The sequence below is a fragment of the Amycolatopsis sp. NPDC051106 genome (genome assembly GCF_040682775.1).
Taxonomy (GTDB): Bacteria; Actinomycetota; Actinomycetes; order Mycobacteriales; family Pseudonocardiaceae; genus Amycolatopsis.
The window spans coordinates 1-23,849 of sequence record NZ_JBFBBQ010000121.1 but is presented as its reverse complement, the minus strand read 5'-3'; the positions used below and the strand labels follow the sequence as shown (position 1 = coordinate 23,849).

At 73.1% G+C, this 23,849-nt stretch carries 21 protein-coding genes; 8 read left to right on the top strand and 13 right to left on the bottom strand.

What is annotated here, in order from left to right; translation table 11 throughout:
- Positions 1-67 precede the first annotated feature (67 nt).
- Positions 68-1,108, bottom strand: a complete 1,041-nt coding sequence (locus AB0M83_RS44205; RefSeq protein WP_364527261.1) for an RDD family protein — start codon at positions 1,106-1,108, stop codon at positions 68-70.
- A 33-nt stretch (positions 1,109-1,141) separates the two neighbouring features.
- Between AB0M83_RS44205 and AB0M83_RS44200 the strand changes: the two genes are divergently transcribed.
- Positions 1,142-2,149: a stage II sporulation protein M gene (locus tag AB0M83_RS44200; protein ID WP_364527258.1), complete on the top strand. Its 1,008-nt coding sequence runs from the start codon at positions 1,142-1,144 to the stop codon at positions 2,147-2,149.
- Here AB0M83_RS44200 and AB0M83_RS44195 read toward each other — a convergent pair.
- Genes AB0M83_RS44195 through AB0M83_RS44175 form a run of 5 tightly spaced genes read right to left on the bottom strand, consistent with a single transcriptional unit; the run spans position 2,146 to position 7,438 of the window.
- Positions 2,146-3,438 carry a DUF58 domain-containing protein gene (locus tag AB0M83_RS44195; RefSeq protein WP_364527255.1) on the bottom strand — a complete coding sequence of 431 codons (1,293 nt, stop codon included), beginning with the start codon at positions 3,436-3,438 and terminating at the stop codon, positions 2,146-2,148. The genes AB0M83_RS44200 and AB0M83_RS44195 overlap by 4 nt on opposite strands.
- 1 nt (position 3,439) lies before the next feature.
- Positions 3,440-4,405, bottom strand: a complete 966-nt coding sequence (locus AB0M83_RS44190) for a MoxR family ATPase (RefSeq protein ID WP_364527252.1) — start codon at positions 4,403-4,405, stop codon at positions 3,440-3,442.
- A complete protein-coding gene (locus AB0M83_RS44185; RefSeq protein ID WP_364527249.1) occupies positions 4,402-5,541 on the bottom strand; it encodes a DUF4350 domain-containing protein in 1,140 nt (379 codons plus the stop codon). Before AB0M83_RS44185 ends, AB0M83_RS44190 begins: the two co-directional genes overlap by 4 nt.
- Positions 5,538-6,248: a DUF4129 domain-containing protein gene (locus AB0M83_RS44180; RefSeq protein ID WP_364527246.1), complete on the bottom strand. Its 711-nt coding sequence runs from the start codon at positions 6,246-6,248 to the stop codon at positions 5,538-5,540. Before AB0M83_RS44180 ends, AB0M83_RS44185 begins: the two co-directional genes overlap by 4 nt.
- Positions 6,242-7,438, bottom strand: a complete 1,197-nt coding sequence (locus AB0M83_RS44175; RefSeq protein WP_364527243.1) for a hypothetical protein — start codon at positions 7,436-7,438, stop codon at positions 6,242-6,244. Before AB0M83_RS44175 ends, AB0M83_RS44180 begins: the two co-directional genes overlap by 7 nt.
- A gap of 250 nt (positions 7,439-7,688) precedes the next feature.
- Here AB0M83_RS44175 and AB0M83_RS44170 point away from each other — a divergent pair, with 250 nt between their 5' ends.
- A complete protein-coding gene (locus AB0M83_RS44170) occupies positions 7,689-8,708 on the top strand; it encodes a neutral zinc metallopeptidase (RefSeq protein WP_364527240.1) in 1,020 nt (339 codons plus the stop codon).
- Here the strand turns inward: AB0M83_RS44170 and AB0M83_RS44165 are convergent.
- Both AB0M83_RS44165 and AB0M83_RS44160 read right to left on the bottom strand, forming a co-directional pair.
- Positions 8,701-9,129, bottom strand: a complete 429-nt coding sequence (locus tag AB0M83_RS44165; RefSeq protein ID WP_364527264.1) for a hypothetical protein — start codon at positions 9,127-9,129, stop codon at positions 8,701-8,703. The two genes, AB0M83_RS44170 and AB0M83_RS44165, sit on opposite strands and share 8 nt — an antisense overlap.
- Positions 9,130-9,234: 105 nt before the next feature.
- Entirely contained in the window at positions 9,235-10,314 is a 1,080-nt protein-coding gene (locus tag AB0M83_RS44160) for a potassium channel family protein (protein ID WP_364527238.1), read from the bottom strand.
- Between the two features lie 92 nt (positions 10,315-10,406).
- Between AB0M83_RS44160 and AB0M83_RS44155 the strand changes: the two genes are divergently transcribed.
- Together AB0M83_RS44155 and AB0M83_RS44150 are read left to right on the top strand one after the other, a co-directional pair.
- A complete protein-coding gene (locus AB0M83_RS44155) occupies positions 10,407-10,775 on the top strand; it encodes a hypothetical protein (protein ID WP_364527235.1) in 369 nt (122 codons plus the stop codon).
- Positions 10,776-10,779: 4 nt separating this feature from the next.
- Entirely contained in the window at positions 10,780-11,154 is a 375-nt protein-coding gene (locus tag AB0M83_RS44150; protein WP_364527232.1) for a hypothetical protein, read from the top strand.
- 166 nt (positions 11,155-11,320) lie between these two features.
- On the opposite strand, the gene AB0M83_RS44145 is transcribed toward AB0M83_RS44150, so the two are convergent.
- Positions 11,321-14,569 (bottom strand): ATP-dependent DNA helicase, encoded by a 3,249-nt coding sequence (locus tag AB0M83_RS44145; RefSeq protein WP_364527229.1) that lies wholly within the window; start codon positions 14,567-14,569, stop codon positions 11,321-11,323.
- A 64-nt stretch (positions 14,570-14,633) separates the two neighbouring features.
- Positions 14,634-17,846, bottom strand: coding sequence for an ATP-dependent DNA helicase (locus tag AB0M83_RS44140; RefSeq protein ID WP_364527226.1), 3,213 nt, complete (start codon positions 17,844-17,846; stop codon positions 14,634-14,636).
- 133 nt (positions 17,847-17,979) lie between these two features.
- Here AB0M83_RS44140 and AB0M83_RS44135 point away from each other — a divergent pair, with 133 nt between their 5' ends.
- Both AB0M83_RS44135 and AB0M83_RS44130 read left to right on the top strand, forming a co-directional pair.
- Positions 17,980-18,318, top strand: a complete 339-nt coding sequence (locus AB0M83_RS44135; protein ID WP_364527223.1) for an MGMT family protein — start codon at positions 17,980-17,982, stop codon at positions 18,316-18,318.
- 14 nt (positions 18,319-18,332) lie between these two features.
- Positions 18,333-19,190, top strand: coding sequence for a siderophore-interacting protein (locus AB0M83_RS44130; RefSeq protein WP_364527220.1), 858 nt, complete (start codon positions 18,333-18,335; stop codon positions 19,188-19,190).
- Between the two features lie 9 nt (positions 19,191-19,199).
- On the opposite strand, the gene AB0M83_RS44125 is transcribed toward AB0M83_RS44130, so the two are convergent.
- Both AB0M83_RS44125 and AB0M83_RS44120 read right to left on the bottom strand, forming a co-directional pair.
- The gene (locus AB0M83_RS44125) at positions 19,200-20,006 is read right to left on the bottom strand and encodes a uroporphyrinogen-III synthase (protein WP_364527217.1); all 807 of its coding nucleotides are present in this window, start codon (positions 20,004-20,006) and stop codon (positions 19,200-19,202) included.
- Positions 19,999-20,967 carry a YafY family protein gene (locus AB0M83_RS44120; RefSeq protein WP_364527214.1) on the bottom strand — a complete coding sequence of 323 codons (969 nt, stop codon included), beginning with the start codon at positions 20,965-20,967 and terminating at the stop codon, positions 19,999-20,001. Before AB0M83_RS44120 ends, AB0M83_RS44125 begins: the two co-directional genes overlap by 8 nt.
- 63 nt (positions 20,968-21,030) lie before the next feature.
- Here AB0M83_RS44120 and AB0M83_RS44115 point away from each other — a divergent pair, with 63 nt between their 5' ends.
- Both AB0M83_RS44115 and AB0M83_RS44110 read left to right on the top strand, forming a co-directional pair.
- Positions 21,031-21,426: a DUF3224 domain-containing protein gene (locus AB0M83_RS44115; RefSeq protein ID WP_364527211.1), complete on the top strand. Its 396-nt coding sequence runs from the start codon at positions 21,031-21,033 to the stop codon at positions 21,424-21,426.
- Between the two features lie 9 nt (positions 21,427-21,435).
- Complete coding sequence (locus AB0M83_RS44110) at positions 21,436-22,533, top strand: crosslink repair DNA glycosylase YcaQ family protein (RefSeq protein ID WP_364527208.1); 1,098 nt, start codon at positions 21,436-21,438, stop codon at positions 22,531-22,533.
- A gap of 264 nt (positions 22,534-22,797) precedes the next feature.
- Here the strand turns inward: AB0M83_RS44110 and AB0M83_RS44105 are convergent.
- On the bottom strand, positions 22,798-23,849 hold a 1,052-nt coding region (locus tag AB0M83_RS44105; protein WP_364527205.1), incomplete at its 5' end, for a uroporphyrinogen-III synthase.

Genomic DNA, 23,849 nt, shown 5'->3' with positions numbered 1-23,849 from the left:
CGCACCGAACGCCACATTGGGTGCGTGGCACGCACCCAACGCCACATTGGGGCGCTTGAAACCCGGGTCAGCCCGGCGGGGTGAAGGGGTTCTCGGCGGGAGGGGCCGGAGTTCCGGACGGCGGAGTCGGCGCATCCCCCTCGGCCGCCGAGCCGGCGAAGCCGGGCCCGGCCGAGGCGGCAGCCGGGCCAGCGGCAGCCGGCCAGAGCGAAGGCCCTGCCGAGGCAGCCGACCACGGCGAAGGCTGAGCTTGCGAAGCCGCGTAAGCCTGCCCACCCGTGGCCGCGTACCCCGCTTGATCCGGAGGCAGCTGCCCCCGAGCCGCCGCCACCTGGGCCGCGTAGGCCCGCACCGCCCGCGCGTGGTCGCGGTTCCGCCGTTCCGCCAGCACCGCCGCCAGGAACGCCCACGGCGGCACCCCGGGCGGCACCGGCGTCCCCAGCGCGTTGCCCACCTGCTGCGCCAGCTTCCAGCCCAGCGCGTGCGACGCCTCCGGGGCCAGCTGGCCGAACCTCGCCAGGAACTGACGGCTCGCCAGCGCGAGGTCGTCCGGGAGCCGGGTCAGGTCGAGGCGGGCCGCCCAGCCCTCGAGGCCCGGGGGCATGCCGATCGCCGGGTAGGCCACGCTTTCCGGCGCGCGGTCGCGGACCACCAGCGTCCCGGCGAGGAAGTCGCCGACGCGGCGGCCGTCGGACGAGCACAGGGACACGATCACCGCCACCGCCCCGAAGACGCCGAGCGCCCAGAAGTCGATGACGAACCCGGCGAGCCCGCGCGTGAGGGCGTGGCGGAAGCGGATCGGCCCGCCGTCGACGCGCACCACGCGCAGCCCCACCGCCATCTTGCCCAGCGAACGGCCGCGCGAGAGCGTCTCGAACAGCACCGGGTAGCCGACCATGATCAGCACCAGGAACACCAGGATGAGGGTCAGCGCGAGCGACTCGTCCTCGCCCGGAACGGTGAGCGTGAGCACGAAGAACGTGCCCAGCAGCAGCGCGAACTGCACGAGGACGTCGAGCACCATCGCCAGCGCGCGGCTCGCGAGCTTGGCGACGTGCAGGTCCAGGACGACGGCTTCGCCGGTGACCAGCTCGGATTCCTCGTGCACCCGGCCCAGCCTAGCGACGGATAGGCTGACCTCGTGGATGTGGACGTCTTCGTCGCGACGCACTCGGCGGAGTGGAACCGGCTCGGCGAGCTGACCCACCGCGGCGGCAAGCTGACGGGGGCGGAGGCCGACGAGCTGGTGACGCTCTACCAGCGGACCGCGACGCACCTGTCGATCGCGCGCTCGGTCGCGCCCGACCCGGCGCTGGTGAGCCGGCTGTCCGGGCTGGTCGCCCGCGGGCGGAGCGCGATCTCGGGGTCGCACAACCCCGCGTGGCGCGAAGTCGCGCTGTTCTTCACGCGCCGCTTCCCCGCCGCCGTGTACCTCTCGCGGCGCTGGTGGATCCCGGCGGCGCTGGTGTCGATCGCGGTGATGGCGGTGATCGCCGTCTGGGTGGCGCGCGACCCGAACGTCCGCGCGTCGATCGGCTCGGCGGACGAGCTCAACCAGCTGACCAAGCCCGGCGGCGAGGCCGAGAGCTACTACTCGACGGGCCCGGCGACGTCGTTCGCGGCGCGCGTCTGGACGAACAACGCCTGGGTGGCGGCGACCTGCCTGTTCCTCGGGGTCGCGCTGGGCCTGCCGGTGATCGGCGCGCTGTGGATGAACTCGCTCAACGCCGGGCTGATCATCGGCGCGATGAGCGCGGCCGGCCGCGGCGACGTGATGATCGGGCTCCTGCTCCCCCACGGTCTCCTGGAGCTGACGGCGGTGTTCATCGCGGCGGGCACCGGGCTGAAGCTCGGCTGGACGGTGGTCGACCCCGGCCGCCGCTCTCGCACGAAAGCGCTGCCCGAACAGGGTCGCTCGGTGGTCGTGATGGCGCTCGGGCTGGCGTGCGTGCTGTTCGTGTCCGGGCTGATCGAGGCGTTCGTGACGCCGTCGGGCTGGCCGACGTGGGTCCGGGTGGGAATCGGTGTCGCGGTCGAAATCGCGTTCCTGGTCTACGTTTTCACGCTCGGCCGCCGCGCGGCGAAGGAAGGCGAGGTCGGCGACCTCGACGCGCGCGACGCCGGGGACGCCCTGCCCGAAGCGGCTTAGAGCCGCCCGGCCGCCTTCAGCGCCAGGTACCGGTCCGCCAGCGCCGGCGGCAGTTCCTCCGGCACCGCGTCCACCACGCCGACCCCGTGCCGTGCCAGGCGTTCCGTCACCCGCTGCCGCTCCGCCGTCGTCCGCGCCGCCGCCGCCGCGTCGTACACCGCCTCCGCGTCACCCCGGCCGGCGAGCATCTCCGCGACGCGCGGGTCCGCCACCGACGCCACGATCAGCTCGTGCCGCGCGGTCAGCGAGCTCAGCACCGGGAACAGCCCCTCCTCCAGCGGCGCCGCGTCGAGGCCGGTCAGCAGCACCACCAGCGAACGGCGGCGGGTGCGCTGGAGCACCTCCGCGACCATCCCCCGCGCGTCCGTCTCCACGAGCGAAGGCTCGATCGGCGCCATCGCGTTCACCAAGGACGACAGCAGAGCGGCCCCCGACGAACCCTGCACGGCGGCCCGCAGCCGGCGGTCGTACGCCAGCAGGTCGACGCGGTCACCGGCCCGGGAAGCCAGTACTGCCAGCAGCAACGCCGCGTCCATCGCCGCGTCCAGGCGCGGGGCGTCGCCGACGCGGCCCGCCGACACGCGGCCCGTGTCCAGCACCAGCACGACGTGCCGGTCGCGCTCCGGGCGCCAGGTCCGGACCATCACGTCCGCCGCCCTCGCCGTCGCGCGCCAGTCGATCGAGCGGACGTCGTCGCCGATCACGTACTCGCGCAGCGAGTCGAACTCCGTGCCCTGCCCGCGGATCAGCACCGCGCTGCGGCCGTCGAGCTGCTGCAGCCGCGCCAGCCGCGACGGCAGGTGCTTGCGGCTGTGGAACGGCGGCAGCACGCGGACCGTCCACGGCACTTCGTGCGAACCCTGCCGCGCGGCCAGCCCCAGTGGCCCGACCGACCGGACCGTCACCCGCGCCGCCGTCCGGTCACCGCGGCGCGTCGGCCGCAGCGAAGTCACCAGCGCCCGGCGTTCCCCCGCCGGAACGCGCAGGACGTGCCGATCCTCGGCGCCCGCGCTCGGCGGCCACGCGTCGCGCAGCTGCCCACGCACCGGGCGACCGCCGGGGTTGGCGACGACCAGCGTCACCTCGCACGGCTCGCCGAGCCGCACCGAAGTGTCGCCGGACCTCTGGAATGTCAGCGGCCGCACGCCTCCGGCCAGCACGAGGTCGGCGAGCACGAGCAGCAGCAGCACCCCGCCGACCGCCAGGATCCCGGTCGTCGACGGCACGAGCAGCCCGACCACCAGCGCGCCGAACAGCGCCAGCAACCCGAGCCTTCCGGTGACGGCCATGTCAGCGCGGCACGGGCACGGACGCGAGCACGCGGTCGAGCACGCCGTCCGCGGTGACGCCCTCCAGCTCGGCCTCCGGCCGCACGTCCAGGCGGTGCCGCAGCGCGGGCCGCGCGAGTGCCTTGACGTCGTCGGGGGTCGCGTAGTCGCGTCCGGCGAGCCACGCCCAGGCCCGGGTCACCGCGAGCAACGCCGTGGCGCCACGCGGGGAAACGCCGATCCGCACCGACGGCAGCTGCCGCGTCGCCCGGCACAGGTCGACGACGTACCCGATCACCTCGGGCCCGATCGTCACGCGGGCCACGGCTTCCCGCGCGGCCGCCAGTTCCGGCGCGCCCGCGACCGCCTTGAGCCCCGCCGCCGCGAGGTTGCGCGGGTCGAAGCCCTGCGCGTGCCGCCAGAGGATGCCGATCTCGTCCTCACGCGAGGGCGCCGGCATGGTCAGCTTCAGCAGGAAGCGGTCCAGCTGCGCCTCCGGCAGCGGGTAGGTGCCCTCGTACTCCACCGGGTTCTGCGTGGCGATCACGATGAACGGGTCGGGCAGCGGCCGCGTCTTGCCGTCGAGCGAAACCTGCCGCTCCTCCATCGCCTCCAGCAGCGACGACTGCGTCTTCGGCGGCGTCCGGTTGATCTCGTCGGCGAGCAGCAGGTTCGTGAACACCGGCCCCTCGCGGAAGGAGAACTCGCCGCTGTGCGCGTCGTAGACGATCGAGCCGGTGACGTCGCCGGGCATCAGGTCCGGCGTGAACTGCACCCGCGTGGTCTCCAGGCTCAGCGACGCGGCGAGCGCCCGCACGAGCAGCGTCTTCGCCACGCCCGGGACGCCTTCGAGCAGCACGTGCCCCCGGCAGAGCAGCGCCAGGATGAGCCCGGTGACCGCGGCGTCGTTGCCGACGACGGCCTTGCCGACCTCGGCGCGCAGCGCGATCAGCGCGTCCCGGGCCCCACTCGCGTTCTCGCTGGTCAAGATCGCCCCACCTCTCGTTCCACCTGGTCCAGTTCGCCGGCCAGCCGGACCAGCGCGGGGTCGTCCGCCGCCGGCGGGCCGTAGAGCACCGCGCCGACGTCGTTGGCCGGCCGGCCGGTGCGCGTGCTCACCGCGGTCACCAGCGCCGCCGCGTCGGCGTCGCGCGGCAGACCCAGCGCGGTCCGCAGCCGGCTCCGCGCCGCCTCCCGCAGCGTTTCGCCCGCGTGTCCCGCGGCCTTCGCCCGGCGGTACAGCCGGGCGCGTCCTTCGGCGGTTTCGGCCGCGCGCACGACGATCGGCAGCGGCTCGGTGACGACCGGGCCGAGCCGGCGCGCCCGCCACAGCGCCAGCAGCGCGACGGCGATGAACGCCTGCGCGGCACCGTAGTACCAGCCGTCCGGGATCAGCTCGAAGATCGACTTGCGGGTGTCGTCCAGCGCCGGGTCCGCCGTGGACGGCAGGTACCAGACGAGCTTCGGGTGCTGCCCGAGCAGGTGCAGCCCCAGCGCCGCGTTGCCCTGGTCGGCGAGCCGCGAGTTGGTCAGCGGTGCCGACGAGCCGAGCAACGTGGTCAGGCCGCCCGAATCGGCGAGCTGCAGCAGCGTGCCGCCGCCGTCTTCGCCGGGGTAGCACGACCGCGCGCCGGGCGAGGCGTACCCGATGCCGCCGAGGGTGACGTCGCCCGCCGCGATCGCCGCGGCGACCGTGCACTGCGGGCTGAGGGTGCCGAGGTCGCTCTGCCCGACCGGGTGCACCAGCGGCAGCGAGTCGCGCAACGTCGGCGCTCCCGGGGTCACGAGCACGACGTCCGCGGCGTGCTGCCGCAGCGCGTCGAGCCGCTTCGCCGGGACCAGGTCGGGCTGGGTGACCAGCAGCGTCGCGTCTTCGGCGATCGCGTCGTCCGCTTCGGCGGCGGTGTGCGCCGTCCGGACGTCGACACCCTGGTCCTGCAGGAGCTGTGCGAGCGCGTGGGCGCCGCCGGGTTCGTACGAGCCGGGTTCGAGCGCGCCGTGGGTCTGCTCGCCGCGCCCGAGCAGGAGCAGGGCGCCGGCGGCGAAGATCAGGGCGACGAGGGCCAGCGGAATGCGGACACCGCGCCAGATCCGGCGCACGTCCGGCGAAACCGAGGTGCTCACGAGCCCGCCATGGCGACGGGACGTTCACGACGGCAGCGTTCGTCCAGCTCGGTCAGCGTGCGATAGGCCGCTTCGGTGCCTTCGCGGCCGCCGTAGTGGACGTCGTCGAAGAGCCGCGCGCCCTCCCGCAGTTCCGCGGCGACGTTCGGCAGCAGGACCCCGGCTTCGGCGGCGGCCTCGTCGGCCGTCCGGCCCGAGCGGGCGTCGAGCAGCGCGCGTTCTTCGAGGGCCCGCACGACGGCGCGGAAGCGGTCGCGGACGGCGTCGCCGTACCGCCCGCCCGCGGCGGCTTCGGCGGCCGAGCGGCGGTAGTCGTCGGCGCTTCGGCGCTTCCCGCCGAACACCGTCCCCCCGGCCCGGGCCGCGCGAGCGACCTTGCCGGTGCGCAAGCGGACCACGACAACGAGCACGATCAGCACCACGAGGACCAGCAGCACACCCCAGATCCCGCCCGGGACGATCGAGGACACGCCGCTCAGCAGCTTCTCGAGCTGCTCGCCGAGCCACTGCCCGATCTGCTGCAGGAGGTTCGGCTTGGCGTCCTGGTACTTCGGGTCGGTCAGTTCTTCCGCCGCCGCGCGGCGGGCAGCGTCCCGGTCGATGTCGACCGGGACGTCGGTGACCCAGCGCAGTCGGGGGGTCCAGGGGGGCTCGCCCCCCGGCTGGGGTCTGGGGCTCGGCCCCAGAAAGCACAGCAGCGTCACCATGCCTGCGGCGGCTGCACGCCGGCCGCGCGGGCCAGCTCGATGTCCATGCCTTCGCGACGCATCCGCTGGTCGAGGTAGACGATCACCGTCACCAGCGCGACGAACGGGATGGTGATGGTGCCCGAGATGATCTGGCCGGCCGCCTGGAGCAGCAGGTCGCCGGTGCCGGGCACGACCACCCGCGACGGGTTGAAGAGTCCGTCGAACAGGCCGCTGCCGACGTTGAACGGAATCTGGATGATGGTGCTGACCAGCCATTCGAGCAGCCCCGCCAGCAGCAGGATGCCGAACACCCGCCAGAACGCGCCCTTGACCAGCTTGGCCGACCTCGAGAACGCCTCCCGGAGGGTGCCGCGCTCCAGCACCAGCGCCGGGTTGGCCAGTGACCAGTACACGTAGGCGATGATGCCGGGCACGAAGCACAGCAAGCCGCCCACTGTCGTGGCGATCGCGTAGAGAAGCCCGACTCCGAGCAGCGGCAGCAGCCGCGGCTGTACCTCGCGCCAGGCGATCGCGAACGTCACTTCACGCCCGAGCACGGCGCGGCCCATGACGGCGGCCAGCAACCCGTTCGCCACCGCCATGAACAACGTGGTCAGCAGGGCTGTCGGCACCAGCGCGAGCAGTATGTCGCCGAGGGCGCCGAACGCGGCTGTGGCCACCTCCTCGTCGGTCGAGCCCGGGCCGAGTTCGGCGGTCGAAGCCAGATCCTGCAGATCGGCGAGGACGAACTTCTGCACGAAGAACGTGATCGCGGCCGTGACCACGGCCATCACCGCGCCGATGCCGAGGATCAGCAGCGGGTGCCGGCGGATCGCGGTGATCGCGCCGTCGAGGATGTCGCCGATGTTGAGCGGCCGCAGCGCGATCACGCCGGGCTTGCCGAGCCCGTGCGGGCTCCAGCCCCGCGGCTGCTGATAAGGCTGCTGGTACTGCTGCTGCCCGGGGAACTGCGGTGGCGCCTCCGGCTGCCAGCCCGGCGGGCGCTCCCAGCCCGGGGGCGTCGCCGGTCCCGGAGCCGCCTGGGCGTCCGGCGGCTGCCACCCGCGCGGCGGCGTCGCCGGTGACGCGGAGTGGTCTTCGGCCGGCTGCGCATCACCCGATCCGGGTGCGGGAATCTTCGGGACGCCCTGGCTGGGCGTCGGCGTGTCGTCGCCCTGGCCGCCGGGCGCGCCACCGGTGTCTGTCATCGAAGCCCCTCGCCTGCAGTACCTGGTTGCCGACACTCTTTCAGAGCCGGTCGCACCCGGCCAGACCTGGGGTGACGTCCGTCCGCGGTAACGCCGTGCGCACGGACGGGTGCGAGAGGCCCCGTTCCCCCGATATGCTGAACCGCGGGATCGGGTACCCCCGCTCCGTACCGAGACCCTTCGGGACTGCCCAGTGACGCAACCGCCCCACGGCCGGGTACCGCCTCGCGGAACCGTCCAGCCGCCGCCGGTGCCGGATGCGCAACCGGATCTTCCCTGGCTGGGCCGTCCGCACACCGTGTCCCCGCCGCGACGCCGGTCTCCGGCGGCAGTGATCGGGGTGTGCCTCGGAGCGGTGGCCGTGCTGGTGCTCGGGCTGGTCGCGATCGTCGTGCTCAACCGCGCCGAGACCCCCCTCGCCAACCCGAACTTCCGGGATGCTCCGTCGTCCCAGGACGTCCCTTCGCAGCCGCAGCCCGGCGGCGCGGGCGCCCCGGCTTCGGCGTCGAGCCCGCCGTCCGAGACGTCGGCACCGAGCGCGACCGGGCCGCAGAAGATCCTCAAGCTGGCCGACCACCCGATCCTGCAGGACCCGAACGCCGGTCTGCAGAACCGCGTCTGCACGCTGCCGACCTGGCAGAGCACGCAGGCCGGCGCGGAAGCGTTCTTCACCGCGGCCAGCAAGTGCCTGGACGCCGCGTGGGGCCCGTTCCTCACCGCCTACGGCCTGCCGTTCACGCCGCCGGCGCTGCACTTCCCGACCGGCGCGAGCTTCGAGACGGAGTGCGGCACCATCCAGGTCGGCATCGCGACCGCCGCGTACTACTGCGAAAACAACCTGTACGTCCCGTTCCGCGGGCTGCAGACCGACCAGTACGGCAACAACCCCGGCGTCTACCTGGCCCTCTTCGCCCACGAGTACGGCCACCATGTCCAAGAGGTCGCCGGCCTGATGGACGCGGCCTGGCAGAAGATCTACGAGGCCGGCCAGAACAGCCCGGCCGGGCTCGAGATGTCGCGGCGCAAGGAACTGCAGGCCCAGTGCTTCTCGGGCATGTTCCTCGGCGCGCACGTCGACCAGGGCGGCACGATCAGCCGCGACATGTACAACAAGGCGTGGAACGACCAGGAAACCCGCGGCGACAACACGTCCCGCAGCCACGACCACGGGACGAACGCGCACTACGCGTCCTGGTGGCGGGCGGGCGCGACGAGCAACCGGATCGCCGACTGCAACACCTTCGCGGCGCCGTCGTCCGAGGTCAGCTGACCTTCGCCGCCGGTTTCGGCCGCAGCGGGATGCTCAGCCAGAGGTAGACGAACATCCCGCCGGAGAAGCACGCGAACACCAGCAGGGCCATCCCGATCGGGCGCCGGGCGTCCGAGGCGCCCGCCGACGTGTCCGCCACGCGGACGGTGACCGTCCCCTGGTCCGGCAGCACTTCCGGCACGCCGACGTCGACGCGCTCGCCTTGGCCGTGTCCGCAGCCGTTCAGCGTGCCCTGGTGGGTCTTGCCCGCGATGGTGAACTTCACGGTCTCGACGGCGTCCGGGCGGTCGCACGGCGCGGGCTTGGTGACCTCGGCCGTCACCGGGGCGCCGAGGTCGTCGTTGGAGATGCCCAGCAGCCCCGGGCCGGCGAGCCAGGCGAGCAGCACCACGAGCACGCCCGCCGCGGCGGGGATCGCCACCGTGGGCCACTTGAGATCGAGTGATCGCGGGGGCACTTCGCCATGGTTCCAGATCCGGCGGGCAAAACCCAGGCGCCCTGGTTCCGGTCACCGGCGAAAGTGGACCTACCGCTCGATCTTCTCCGTCTGCGTGACCTTCTTGACGTAGAGCAGCTTGTCGCCCGGTTCGATGGCGTCGGCCTGCGGGGCGTCGATGCGGTAGAGGACGCCGTCGCGGACCAGGCCGAGGACGAGGTCGGACAGGTGCCGCGGCGACCCGCCCTCCTCCGCCGGCTCGACCGGGCGCTCGGCGATCGCCAGGCCCGATTCGGGCGTCAGCAGGTCCTCCATGATGTCCACGACGAGCGGTGTCGACGTCGCCATGCCGAGCAGCCGCCCGGCCGTCTCGCTGGAGACGACGACCTGGTCCGCCCCGGACTGCTTGAGCAGGTGGACGTTTTCCGCCTCCCGCACCGACGCCACGATGTGCGCCTTGGGCGCCAGCTCGCGGGCGGTGAGCGTGACGAGCACCGCCGTGTCGTCGCGGTTCGGGGCGACGACGACCGCGCGCGCGTGCTGCACCGCGGCGACGCGCAGGACGTCGGAGCGGGTGGCCGAGCCGTGCACGGCGACGAGGCCGAGCGCGCTCGCCGCGTCGAGGGCCTGCTGGTCGGTGTCGACGACGACGATCTGCCCCGGGGCGATGTTCTCGTCACCGAGCAGCGCGTTGACGGCGGACCGGCCCTTGGTGCCGAACCCGACGACGACCGTGTGGTCGCGCACCTTCGTCCTCCACTTCTGGATCTTGAACGCCTGCCGGGAGCGCTCGGTGAGCACTTCCAGGGTGGTCCCGACCAGGACGATGAGGAAGAGCACCCGCAGCGGGGTGATCACCAGAACGTTCACCAGCCGGGCGGACGAGGTGGCCGGCGCGATGTCGCCGTAGCCGGTGGTCGAGAGCGAGACGGTGGCGTAGTACAGGCTGTCCAGCAGGGACAGGCCGTCACCGTTCGAGTCGCGGTAGCCGTCGCGGTCGACGTAGACGATGATCACCGTCAGCAACAGCGCGAGGGTCGCGCCGACGACCCGCTTCAGGATGGAGCGGAGGGGACTGACCGTCAGCTCGGGCATCCGCAGGACGCCGACGAGCTCGTGGTCCGGCCGATCGGTGAGACTGCCGAGCGGCAACCGCCTCAGGGCCTTCATGCACCGGCTCCCAGCGGCAGGTGTCGAGCGTCACTCACGCCCGGAGGATAGCCGAACCGGGTGGCGGGCCGCCGCGTGGAACGATGAAGGCCATGGCTACCTCACAACGGCCCGCGCACCTCCTGGCCGGCGTGCTGGGCACGATGGGCGTCCTGCACCTCGCCGTGCCGAAGCCGTTCGACGGGCTGATCCCCGCTTCGCTGCCGGGATCCCGGCGGGCGTGGACGTACGGATCGGGCGTCGCCGAGCTGGCGGTGGGGGTCGCGCTGGCGGTCCCGCGGACCCGCCGGCTGGGCGGTCTGGCGGCGGCGCTGATGTTCTTGGGAGTCTTCCCGGGGAACGTGAAGATGGCGGTGGACGCTTCTTCCGCTCCGCTCCCGCAGCGCGCGATCGCCTGGGGACGCCTCCCGCTGCAGTGGCCCCTGATCACGTGGGCCCTGGAAGTCCGCGACCGCGCCTGACCTCGTGCGAGCCGAAATCACCGAGGTGCTCGACGACGGCCTGATTCGCTTCGCTTCGCCGCTCGGCACCGCGAACGCGACCTGGCGAGGCACCGAGCCGCCGCGGACCGGCTGGTGCCACGTGGAGCTCGAGTTCCCGGCAGCGGTCCGGATCCAGGCGGTGATCCCGGCAGGTGTGCCCGAAGTTCACGGCACCGGAAACCAGGTCGCCGTCACGGCCCAAGTGGCCGCGTACGACTCCGGCGACCGGATCGCCACTCTCCGACTCGGCGACAGTGTGGTGCTGGCCGAGATCCACGCGCCCGCACCGGAAGTCCGGCCCGGCGCTTGGCTGCACCTGACCGCCGAAAGCCTCGAGTTCTACCCGCTGAACCTTTAGGCGGGTCCCCCACCGCAGGCAGGCCGTGATCAGGCGGTCGACACGCGTGATTGAAGGGTCGACTCGCGTGATCAGAGAGTCGACACGGCGCCGACTCGAAACGCTCGCCGTGTCGTCGCTCCAATCACGCGTGTCGACTCCCCCATCACGCGTGTCGGCCTTCTGGTCACGCCTCGGGGATGTCTCGGAGGAGCTGCCGGAGGCCTTCCGGGTCCAGGACGTCGGCCGGGCGGATCGTGCGGTTCGCGCGGACGTAGTGGAACGCCGCGCGGACCTGCTCCACCGGGACGTTCTTCAGCGCCGCCCACGCCATCCGGTACGCCGCGAGCTGGACGGCCAGCACCGGCAGCCGGGACTCCGGCGGGACCGAGCCCGTCTTCCAGTCGACCACTTCCCAGTAGCCGTCGGGATGCCGGAAGACCGCGTCCATGCGGCCGCGCAGGGTGATGCCCTCGACGTCGGACGAGAAGGTGACCTCCACTGCGTGCGGGACCCGGGTGGCCCACTCGCTCGCCTCGAACGCCTCCCGCAGCTCTTCGAAGTCCGAGTCGGGCGCCTCGCCGAAGTCGGCCGCGCCCGGGAGGTCGTCGATCTCGATGAGCTGGTCGCCCGCGAACCGGCGTTCCAGCCAGCCGTGGAACTCCGTGCCGCGGCGGGCGAAGCTGTTGGGCTCCATCGGGAGCGGGCGGCCGAGGTCCGTCGCGAGCCGGTCGGCGTCGTCGGCGAGGGCGACCAGCTGGCTCACCGAAAGCTTCGACGGCAGCGGGACCCGCCGGACGCGGTCGTCCTTGCGCGCCCACTCCGCCAGCAGGACGTCGGTGTCGGTCAGCCAGCCGTCCGGGTCGTCCTCTTCGGACTCACCATCGTCCGAAGAGGACTCCGAAGAGGACAGTGCCTCGGACATCAGCTCCACCCCGGTCTGCACGCCGGTGCGGCGGTCGGCCAGGGGATCGACGGGCCAGCGCGCCGTCCGCGTGTCCGACACCAGCGGGTTCTCGTCCTCCGCGGCCGGCTCCGGCGCCCACTCGGCGAGCTGCCCGACGCCGGTTTCGCGCAGGACGTCGCCGATCTCCGTCAGGAACTCCGACGGCCCCTTGAACCGGCTGCTGCTCTCGTTCCACCAGTGCCCGGACACGATCAGCGCGTGCTCGGACCGCGTCAGCGCGACGTAGCAGAGCCGCCGTTCCTCCGACTGCTCCCGCTCGACGAACCCGGCCTCGTGCAGCTCCAGTCCTTCTTGGACTTCCTTGCGGTCGTAGCCGTCGGCGATCCGCAGTTCCGGCAGGTCCTGCGAGTCACCGCGCAACGCGGCGGGCAGCGACGTCGCGGTCCGCAGCCACGACGACGACCGCCGCCGGCCCGGGAAGACGCCCTGCACCAGGTGCGGGACGGCGACGACCTCCCACTCGAGACCCTTCGCCGAGTGCACGGTGAGCACCTGCACGCGGTCCGGCACGACCTCGACCTCGCCGGGCGTGAGCCCGTCTTCGGCGTGTGCGGCGGTGTTCAGGTAGTCCACAAAGGACAACAGGGTAGCCGTCGGGGCCGTCTCGGCGTAGTCGGCGACGACTTCGGCGAACGCGTCCAGGTGCGCGCGCCCGGCGGATCCCGGGCGCGCCAATGATTCCACGTCCAGCAGCATCGTGCGTTCGACGTCGGCGACCAGCTCCGGCAGCGACTGGTCGAGCCGCCGCCGCAACGCCGACAGCTCCCAGCCGACCCGGCGGATGCGCTTGTAGCCCTCTTCGGAATACCGCTCCGGCGAGCCGGGCTCGTCGATGGCGTCGATCAGCCCGGCCTGCTCGACGCGTTCGACGACCAGTTCGGGCGTGTCCGGCTTTTCCGGGCTCGACAGCTCCCCCGCGCGCCGCCACAGGGCGGCGACGTCGGCGGCCGCGAGCCGCCAGCGCGCGCCGGTCAGCAGCCGGGCCGCCGCGCTGCCCGACAACGGATCGGCGAGCACCTTGAGCGTCGAAACGAGGTCCGCGACCTCGGGCTCGTCGAGCAGCCCGCCGAGCCCGACGACCTCGACGGGCAGGCCGCGCGCCCGCAGTTCGGCGGCGATCGGCGCCATGTCGGCGCGGCGCCGCACGAGCACCGCGGCGGTCGGCGGTTTGCCGGTCTCCTCCTGTTTCGCGTGCCAGCGCCGGGCGAGGGCGTCGGCCACCCAGTCGCGTTCGGCGCGGATGTCCGGCAGCAGCGCGCAGGCGATGTCCGCGGGCCCGGCGCCTTCGCGCGCCCGGAGCCGTTCGACGCCGAGGCCGCGCGCCCGCAGTGGTTCGGCGATGGCGTTGGCGAGGTCGAGGATCTCCGGCGGGTTGCGGAAGCTCGTCAGCAGGCCGAAGTCGTGCGCCGGGACGAGCCGTTCGCCGTCGTGGCGCGGGAAGTCCGTGGTGAAGCGGGGCAGGTTGGCCGCGCTGGCGCCACGCCAGCCGTAGATCGCCTGGGCCGGGTCGCCGACCGCGGTGACCGGCATCGGCTGGTTCTCGACGCCGCCGAACAGCGCCCGCAGCAGGACGCGCTGGGCGTGCCCGGTGTCCTGGTACTCGTCGAGCAGCACGGCACCGAAGCGCTCACGCTCGCCACGCACGACCGACGGGTAGTTGCTCGCCAGCTGGGCGGCCAGCGACATCTGGTCGGCGAAGTCGAGCGCGCCTTCGTTGCGCTTGCGCCGGTGGTACTCCTCGACCAGCGGCAGCAGCGCGAGCCGGAAGTGCTGCGCCGCCATGATTTCCGTGAGCTTCTGCGGCAGCGCCGCCCGCTGCCCCTTGGCGCGCGGCGCGTTCTCGATGACGCGGCACATCCACGTCGTGTAGTCGGCGAGCTCCTCGGTGGAGACGAGGTGCTCGCCCAGCTCGCCGGCGAGCTGCAGGACGTCCGCGGTGACGGTCGGCGGCACGCGGTCGGTGTCCAGCTCGTTGTCCCAAGTGGACACGACGCGGTGGGCGATCTGCCACGACGACGTTTCCGACAGCAGCCGGACACCGGGCTGGACGGGCAGGCGCAGGCCGTGTTCGGAGAGCAGGCGCCCGGCGTAGGCGTGGTAGGTGAGGACGGTCGGCTCGCCGGCGACCACAGTGGACCGCAGGCCGCCGGAAGGGTCGAGCCGGTCGAGCAGCCCGGACCCGGCCAGGCGCCGCAGCCGCGCGCGCACGCGTTCCCCGAGCTGGCGCGCGGCCTTGCGGGTGAAGGTGAGGCCGAGAACGCGGTCGGGACTGACGATCCCGTTGGCGACGAGCCAGACGACGCGCGCGGCCATGGTTTCGGTCTTCCCGGCCCCCGCCCCGGCGACGACGAGGGAGGGTTCGACCGGCGCGGCGATGACGGTGGCCTGCTCGGGAGTCGGCCGGTGCAGGCCGAGCGCATCGGCGAGCTCGGCGGGCTCGACGGGATTGGCGACGACGAGCGGACTCACGTGCCCCCCTCGCGAAACCCGGGCGCGGCACTTTCACGTGAAAGTGCGGCGGTGGTCGAGTCGGTCACGGGCCGGGCACCTGCCTGCCCTCGGGGCGCAGCGGGCAGCACCCGCGCGCGGGACAGCGGTCGCAGTCCGGGTTCTCCTGTGCCTGGTAGTCCGGCCCCGCCGCCGACGCCGCCGCGTCGCGGACCAGCTCCAGCCACTGCTTGCCGCCCACCTCGTCGAGCGGGGGCTGCGACCGCTCCGTCGACCCCGTCTTGTTGTTCGCCTTCGCGACGTACACCAGCCGCGCGCCGCCGGGCTCGTTGCTGCCCTTGATCGCGCCCAGCAGCACCGCCAGCTGGTACGCCGCCAGCTGCGGGTGCGCCTCCGCGTCCGCCCCCGACACCGGGACCTTGCCCGTCTTGATGTCGACGATCACCGGGCGGCCCTCGGCATCCAGCTCGACCCGGTCGACCCGCCCGCGCAGCAGCACCCGGACTTCGTCGGCGCCGCCCGCCGGGAGCTCGACCTCGATGTCCTGCTCGACGCCCGCCGCCTTGAGCTCCGCCCGGCTGCGCTCCAGCCACGTGACGAAGTTCTGCAGCATCTGCTCGACCCGCCGCCGCTCGCGCCGGGAGAACCACGGCGCACCCGCGTCGACGCGCACCCAGGCCTCGTCCAGCGCGGCCTGCAGCTCCGCGTCCGTCTTGCCGGACGCGACGGACTCCGCCAGCCCGTGCACCAAGGTCCCCGTCACCGCGGCCAGCTGCGCCGGGTCGCTGCCGCCGTGGCGCTCGATCATCCAGCGCAGCGGGCACTTCGTCAGGATTTCCACCGTGGACGGTGAGATCCGGATCAGGTCACCCGGGCGGTGCACCGGCTCGTCGGTGGACGCCGGCAGCAGGCCGTACCAAGTGGACGGGTGCGCGCCCGGCACCTTCGCCTCGGCCAGCCGCGCGAGCTGCTTCGCGGCCCGACGCCGGCGCGCCGGCTCGGCTTTGTCGTCGCAGACGACTTCCCGCAGCTCCCCCACGAGCTCGGCCAGCACCAGCGAGCGGCCGGGCGGCTTCATCCGCGAGTCGAGACCGCCGTCGTCCGCGCCGTTCTCCTCAAGGTCGTCGAGGAACCGCGACGGCTGTTCGTCCTCTCCGGACACCGCGGTGACCAGCAGCGTCTGCTTCGCCCGGCTCATCGCGAGGTAGAACAGGCGCCGTTCCTCGGCGAGGATCGGCGCGGTCTGGGAGACGGCGTCATCGTCCACTCCGGACATCAGGTCCTTCAGCCGTTCCACGCCCAGCACGGATCCGCGCAGCCGCAGGTCCGGCCACGCGCCTTCCTGGACGCCGGCGACGGCCACGACCGTCCACTCGCGACCGGCGGCGGCGTGCGCGGTGAGCAGCGAGACCCCGTCGGACGGGACCGCGGCCGGCGCGAGCGTGTCCCCCGCGATCTGTTGCGCACCCAGGTAATCCGCGAAGGACGCGACACTCGCGCGGGGCAGCCGGTCGACGTACCGGCCGGCCGCGTCGAACAGCGCGACGACGGCGTCGAGGTCGCGGTCGGCCTGCGCGCCCAGCGATCCACCGCGTTCGACCTGCTTCAGCAGCTTCTCCTGAAGACCGCTCTCCTGCCAGAGCTGCCACACGACCTGCTCGACGCCGTCGCCGCGGGCCACGGCCTGGTGCGTGACGCGCAGCAACGCGCCGACGCGCCGCACCGGTTCGGCCTCCGCATCGGCGAGCCCGACGAGGATGTCCCCGCCGCGCAACGCTTCCACGAGCAGTTCGTCGCTCGAGCGCTGCCCGCCGCCGGCCAGCTCGAGCCGGCGCAGACCGCGGCGCAACCGCCGCAGCGCCAACGGGTCCGCGCCGCCGAGCGACGACGACAGCAGCATCTCGGCGAGGTCGATGTCGAGCAGCTCCGGCGACGGCGCGAGCTTCAGCACGGCCAGCAGCGGCCGCACCGCGGGCTGCCGAGCCAGCGGCAGTTCCTCGGTCGCCGATCCAATCGGGACGCCGGCCGCGCGCAAAGCGCGTTGCAGCACCAGGAAAGTCCGCGCGGGCGATCGGACGAGTACCGCGATCTCCGACCACGGCACGCCGTCGATGAGGTGCGCGCGGCGGAGCTGGTCGGCGATCCAGCTCGCCTCGGCGGCGGGTGTCGGCATCACGCGGACCCGCACGTTCCCCCCGGAAGCCCCCGCGGGCGGCACGATCTTGCGGTGCTGCGATGCGCCGGGCAGCGTCGCGCCGATCTTCGCGACCGCCAGGCGGACGGCCGGGGCGAGCCGGTGCGACGTCGTGAGCGTGACGGTCCGGCTGCCGTCCGGGTCGGCATCGGCGAACAGGCTCGCGTCGGCGCCGCGGAAGGAGAACACGTTCTGGTCGGGGTCGCCCGCGACGATGAACTCGGCCGCGCTGTGCCCGATCATCCGGACCAGGCTGGTCTGCAGCGGGTCGAGGTGGTGGGCGTCGTCGACGAAGAGGTGCCGCACGCGGGTGCGCTCGCGGTCGCGCAGCTCGTCGTCGTCCTCCAGGGCGAGCAGCGCGGAGGTGACCAGCTCGGCGGCGTCCAGCGCGGGGGCGCTCGCCACGCCGAGTGCGTTGCCGCCCGCGCCCTGCAGCTGCGTGACTTCTTCGTACTGCGCCCAGAACTGCCCGGCGGCGATCCACTCCTCGCGGCCCCGGCGGCGGCCCAGCTCGGCGAGGTCCTCCGGGCCGAGCCCGCGCTCGGCGGCGCGCATCAGCAGGTCGCGCAGCTCCTCGGCGAACCCGGGGACCATCAGCGCCGGCCGCAGCTGCTCGGGCCAGTACCCGGCCCCCTCGTCGAGGTCGCCGGCCAGCAGCTCGCGGACGACGACGTCCTGCTCGGCGCCGGCGAGCAGGCGCGGCGCCGGGAGCTCCTCGGCCATCGCTTCCAGCCGCAGCAGCGAGTAGGCGTACGAGTGGACCGTGCGGACGAGGGGTTCGCGGACGGTCCGGGGCAGCGGCCGCGCCTGGTCGGGGTCGAAGGTGAGCCGGCGCGTGATGTCGGCGCGCAGGGCGTCGGCGGCCTTGCGCGACGTCGTGAGCACCAGCACGCTCTCCGGGTCGGCGCCCTCGGCGATGCGGCGGGTGGCGGCCGACGCGAGCAGCGCCGTCTTGCCGGTGCCGGGACCGCCGAGCACGCGGCGGAAACCCCCGGGTGCGGAGAGCACCCGCCGGGCGCCTTCGTCCCAGGTGAACGTGGGTGCGTCGGCGACCGGCGTGCGGACCAGCCGCGCGTCCGCCTGCGCCGTTCGCCTCGCGTTCACCCAGCGATGGAACCACGACCGGAGTAACCGGCGTGGCACCGGCACACCTTAACGGCGGCGCGTTCGGTGAAGGCGCCTGAGCGTGCGGCGGGCGGACACCGAAAGTGTCGTACCCGTGCGGCAGAGTGGTGGCATGGACGACGTTCTGCACGAGCGCGTGCGGGAGATCATCGAGTCGGTGCCGGCCGGCACGGTGGCCACGTACGGCGACATCGCGGCGCTCGCCGGCGCGCCCTCGCCGCGGATGGTCGGCGCCATCCTGGCCGAGGACGGGCACGACCTGCCGTGGCACCGGATTCTGCGCGCGAACGGGACGCCGGCGCCGCACCTGGTGCACGACCAGCTGGAGCGGCTGCGCGCGGAAGGTGCGCTGGCCGACGGCCAGCGCGTCGACCTGCGGAAGTACCGCTGGAAGCCCGACGGTGACGAAGATCCCGGTGAGGAGGGGACTGTTCTGAACCTTAATCCTTAGGTTAGCCTCTCCTAATGACGACGCAGGTGGAGCGACCGGCCCTGACGTACCACCGGGCCCAGGTGACCGTGGTCCGGCCGATCACGCCGCACATGGTGCGCGTGACCTTCGAAGCGGCCAGCTTCCGCGAAGTCCCGGCCGGGGCGCCCGACCAGTACGTCAAGGTCTTCTTCCCGCAGCCCGGCCAGGAAGCGCCCGTGTTGCCGGAGACCGGCTCCGACGTCATGTCGTGGTACCGCACGTACCTGGCGATGCCCGACGACGTCCGGCCGCCGATGCGCACGTACACGGTGCGGGCGCACCGCCCGGCGTCGGCGGAGATCGACGTCGACTTCGTGCTGCACGGCGACACCGGGCCGGCTTCGGCGTGGGCGTCGCGGGTGACACCGGGTGACCGCGTGGCGTTCCTCGGCCCGCACGGCCTGTACGACGTGCCCGCCGGCACCGACTGGCAGCTGCTGGTCGGCGACGAAACGGCGTTGCCCGCGATCGGCGCGATCATCGAAGGGCTGCCGGCCGGCACGCGCGTTTCGGCATACATCGAGGTGTCGGAGCGCGAAGAGCGCCAGACGTTCGAGACGCGCGGAGCGGTCGAAGTCCACTGGCTGCTTCGCGGGTCGCGCTCGCGGGGAGAGGCATTGCTGGACGCGGTGCGCACGGCGGCTTTCCCCGGCGGAGCGCCGTACGCGTGGGTGTCGGGCGAAGCGGGTGTCGTGAAGCTGGTGCGGCGGCACCTGGTGCGGGAGCGCGAGGTCGACAAGCGGCGGATCTGCTTCACCGGCTACTGGCGCGCGGGCATCAGCGAGGAGGCGGCGAGCCGGGAAGCGGTCCGCGCGGCCGAAGCAGGCGAAGTCCCGGCCGACGAAGACTGAGCTTGACAGCTACGTCCCGAGCGTCGTGACCAGCAGTTTCACCAGGGCGCCCAGGCGCTGCCGCTCCGGCTGCAGCGTCTCGACGCCCATCTCTTCCAGCGGCGCCGCCGTCACCGGGCCCACGCACGCCACGACCAGCGGGCCGCGCAACGCCGTCAGCAGCTCGTCGTACCGGCCGTAGTCGCGGGCCAGCGTCAGGAAGTTCGCCGCCGCCGGGGCGCTGGTGAACGCCAGCGCGCCCAGCTCACCGGCCACGGCCGCGTCGATCAGGTCGTGCACCGGGGTGACGTCCGGCGGCGAGTACCAGCGGTACGGCTGCACCTCCACCAGCCAGGCGCCCGCCTCCACCAGCGGCGCCGTGAACTCCGGCGCGGGCGTGCCGTGCAGCTGGACGGCCACCCGCTGCCCGAGCACACCTGCCGCCGCGACGGCCTCGAAGAGCTCGGCGTTGGACTCCGATTCGGCCGAGAACGTCTCCCGCAGGCCTGCCCCCCGGACCGCGCCCACCGCCTTGGGGCCGCGCGCGTAGATCCGTGACTCCCGCAGGCGGTCGAGCAGCGGCTGCCGGAGGCCCCACCCTTCGGCCGCGTCGAGCCAGCCGCGGAAGCCCGCGCCCGTCGTCACGACCGTGATGTCGACCGGGGACATCACCGTCTTCAGAGTCGCCGCGTGCAGCTCGGGGTCGGCGTCCAGGGGCACGATGGTGATCGTCGGCGCGTGGCGGACGTCGGCGTCGTGGCGTTCGAGGGCGCCGATGAACTCCTCGGCCCGGCGTTCGGCCGTCACCCCGATCGCGATCCCGCTCAGCTCACCCATAGATCGCACCCATCCGCTCGATCGCTTCGGCCAGCTCGGCCCGCAGGTCCGCCGGTTCGAGGACCTCCAGGTGCGGCCCGAACCGCAACAGCTCGCCGATGGCCGGTTCGCCCGGCTCCACCGGCAGCTCCACGGTGAGCCAGCCGTCCGCGTCGGGTTCGCCGGTCGCCGAACGCAGCGCGCGGGCGCCGACGGATCCCGCGTAGAACGGTACGAGAGCCTGCGCCCGCGGCGACAACCGCACCACGGCGACGCGCGGGAACATCCGGCGTTCGAACTGCTCGGACCACTCCTGCCAGTACGCCGCGAGGTCGAACCCGGCGGGCCGCTCGAACTCCTCGCCGAGGTCCGTCAGCTCCAGCACCCGCGAGATCCGGTAGGTGCGGTCGGTGCCCTCGCAGCGGCCGGCGAGGTACCAGTTGCCCGCCTTGAGGATCAGGCCCAGCGGCTCGACGTCCCGCTCGACGACACGCTGCCCCCACCGCTCGTAGCGGATCCGGATCCGGTGCGACGACCACACGGCGTCGGCGATCGCCGACAGCGCAGGCAGGCTTTCGATGCCCCGGTGCCAGCCGGGGACGTCCAGGTAGAACCGCTCGGCGACGCGTCCGGCGCGGTCGCGCAGCTCCCGCGGCAGCGCGGCGTACAGCTTGAGCTGGGCGGCGGCGAGGACGGTGCCGAGGCCCAGCTCGGCCGCCGCCACCGGCAGCCCGGCCAGCGACAGCGACTGCGCCTCCTCTTCGGTCATCCCGGTGAGGCGGGTGCGGTAGCCGTCGACCAGGCGATAGCCGCCGGTCCGGCCCCGGTCGGCGTACACCGGGACGCCGGACGCCGACAGCGCGTCGATGTCCCGGTAGACCGTCCGCACCGAGACCTCGAGCTCCTCGGCCAGCTCCTCCGCCGTCATCCGGCCGCGGTTCTGCAGCAGGAGCAGGACGGACAGGAGGCGGCTGGCGCGCATGACTCCGATTCTCGCAGAAATACCTGACACAAGCTGACAGGTATGCCCGGCAGGGTGGTCCCCATGAACGCATTCACCATGAAGAACTGGGAAGAGAACATCGTCAGCGGGGCCGAAGGCGGTCCGCGAGTCGCCTACGCGCACGCCGCGATGGCCTACGACGGCGTCATCGAGGGTGAATCGATCTGCGATCTCCTGCTGTACTACGCGGGCGAAGGCTACGAGAGCGGCACGACGACGTCGCCGAGCTTCGAGCGCTTCGAAGGCAAGGTCGACGGCCGCGCAGGGACGTTCGTCGTGAAGCACGAGTTCACGTTCGACGCGCAGGGCATCGCGTCGACGTTCAGCGTCGTGCCGGGCTCCGGCACCGGCGAGCTGGCCGGACTCACCGGGAGCGGCACCGTCGGCGGCACGATGGGTGAGGAGAAGATGGGGTACACCTTCGAGTACACGTTCTAGGAGTCGCACGTGGACCGTCGTCAGGTACTCGCCTACCGCATCGCCGAGCACGGGCTGCACCGCACCGCGCGGGACGTCACCGACCTCGCGGTCGTGCGGGCCGGGCTGCAGGACAGCATGCGCGACACCGCGCTGCTCGCCCTCGTGGCCCGGCTCGGCGAACCCGTGTCCCCGGTGGACGACCCGCGGCTCGTGCTCGCGTGGACGTTGCGGGGCGCGCCGCACTACCACCTGGACCTCGCCGAGGTGACGCGCGCGCTGGTGCCCCTGGACGACGCGGACGCGCTGGCCCGGATGCTGTGGCAGCGCAAGGAGCTGGCGGCGACCGGGCTCGCGGCGGCCGAAGTGGTCTTCACGGCGGCTGCCGCCCTCCGTGCGGTGGTCAAGGAACCGATGACGAAGGGGGCGGCCTCGGCGGCCGTGACGAAGAAGCTGCCGCCGGAGTTCTCCCGCTGGTGCCGCGGCTGCAACGCGACGCACATCCAGGAGCAGCTGATGCGCATCGCGGCGCCGCACGCGGGCGTCCGCCTGGTCGCCGGCGCGACGCCGGCGACCCTGGCGCCCCTCGAAGGGCGCGGCCGGATGCGCAAGACCCCGGACGTCGCCGCGGCGACCGCGGTGGTCGAGTCGTACCTGCGGCTCAACGGCCCGGCCTCGCCGGGTGAGGCGGCGGAGTTCGTCGGGACGGCGCGGGCGGTCGTGGACAAGACGTGGCCGGCGGACCTGGCGTCGGTGAAGGTGGAGGGGAAGACGCGGTACCTGCCCGCCGACCGGCTGGCGGCTCTGGAGAACCCGCCGGAGCCGGACGCCGTGCGGTTGCTGCCACCGCTGGACCCGTTCATCCAGGCGCGCGACAAGGCGCTGCTGGTCCCGGATCCATTGCGGCGTAAAGAAGTCTGGAAGATGCTGGGCAACCCGGGTGTCCTGCTGGCGGACGGCGACATCGCGGGCACGTGGCGCACCAAGGGCAGCGGCGCGAAGCTGGCATTCACGGTGACGGCGTTCGACCCGCTGCGCCCGGGGATCCGCGAGGAGGCCGAGGCCGAGGCGGCGCGGGTGGCGGCGGCGCGGGGATTCGAGAAGCACGTGGTCACCTGGGTCGGCTGAGGCGCCTTGCCCAGCCCGGCCCGGACCCCGCCCTCCCTGGGGGGCGTGCCCTTGTCCAGCGTATCGCCGCGGCCGGACAAAAAACGCGCGAACCGGGCCGAGGCGCGAAGTTGTCCACATCCGCCGAGGCCTGTGCACAACTCAGGCGTCCATCGGCGGCTCGGTTCGAACGCAGTGAATGACTCATTCCTGGCGTCCGGCGCAAGGAATGAGTCATTCACTGCATCGGCCGCCACCGGCAACAGGTAACCGAAGGCGCCGGCTTCAGGCGTCCACCGCCAGCCGGTAGCCGCGCTTCACCACCGTCTGCACCACCTTCCCGCCGCCCAGGGAAGTCCGCAGCCGGCCGATCGCCGTCTCCACCGCGTGCTCCTCGCCGCCGCCCGGCAACGCCGAAATCAGCTCGCGCCGAGACACCACCCGACCCGGGGAAGCCGCCAGCGCCCGCAGCAACGCCATCGGCGCCGGTGCCACCTCACGCCATTCGCCGTCCACCACCGCCGACTGGCCGCGCAGCTCGATCGACAACCCTCCCGCCGAGAACCGCGGCGACCGCGCCAGCAACGTCTCCGACACCGTCCGGGCCAGCGCTCCGATCCGGGCCCGGTGCGGCTGCACCGTCGGTACGCCGAGAGCCGCCAGCGGACCCGCCGTGATCGGCCCGACGCACGCCGCGACGACCGGGCCCGACAGCGCCGAGATCAACCCCGGCAGCCGGCCCGTGCGGCGGGCCAGCGCCACCAGCGAAGCCACTGCCGGCGCGCTCGTGAACGGCAGCGCGTGGATCGACCCGTCCAGCACCCCGTCGAGCAGCCGGTCCACCGGGCCGGGGTCCGCCGGGCCGACCCAGCGGTACACCGAGACCTCGATGACCTCCGCCCCGGCCGCGCGCAGCGCGTCCACGAAGTACGGCAGCGGCTCGCCGTGCAGCTGCACCGCGATCCGCTTGCCCGAGACGTCCGTGGAAAGCAGGTGCTGCAACAGCTCCGCGTTGCTCTCGGACGCGGGCGAGTACGCCTCCGAAAGCCCCGCCGCCCGGATCGCGCCGGTCACCTTCGGGCCGCGCGCGAGCAGGGAAGACGACGACAGGCGCGACAGCAGCGCGTCACCCAGACCCCAGCCCTCGGCCGCTTCGAGCCAGCCGCGGAAACCGATGCCCGTCGTCGCCACCACGGCGTCCACATGGGACTCGAGGAACGACGCCGTCGCCCGGTGCAGCTCCCTGTCGTCGGTCAGCGGCACGATCCGGATCGCCGGGCCGTAGCGGACACTCGCCCCCTTGCGCACCAGTAGCGCGCCGAGCTCATCGGCTCGGC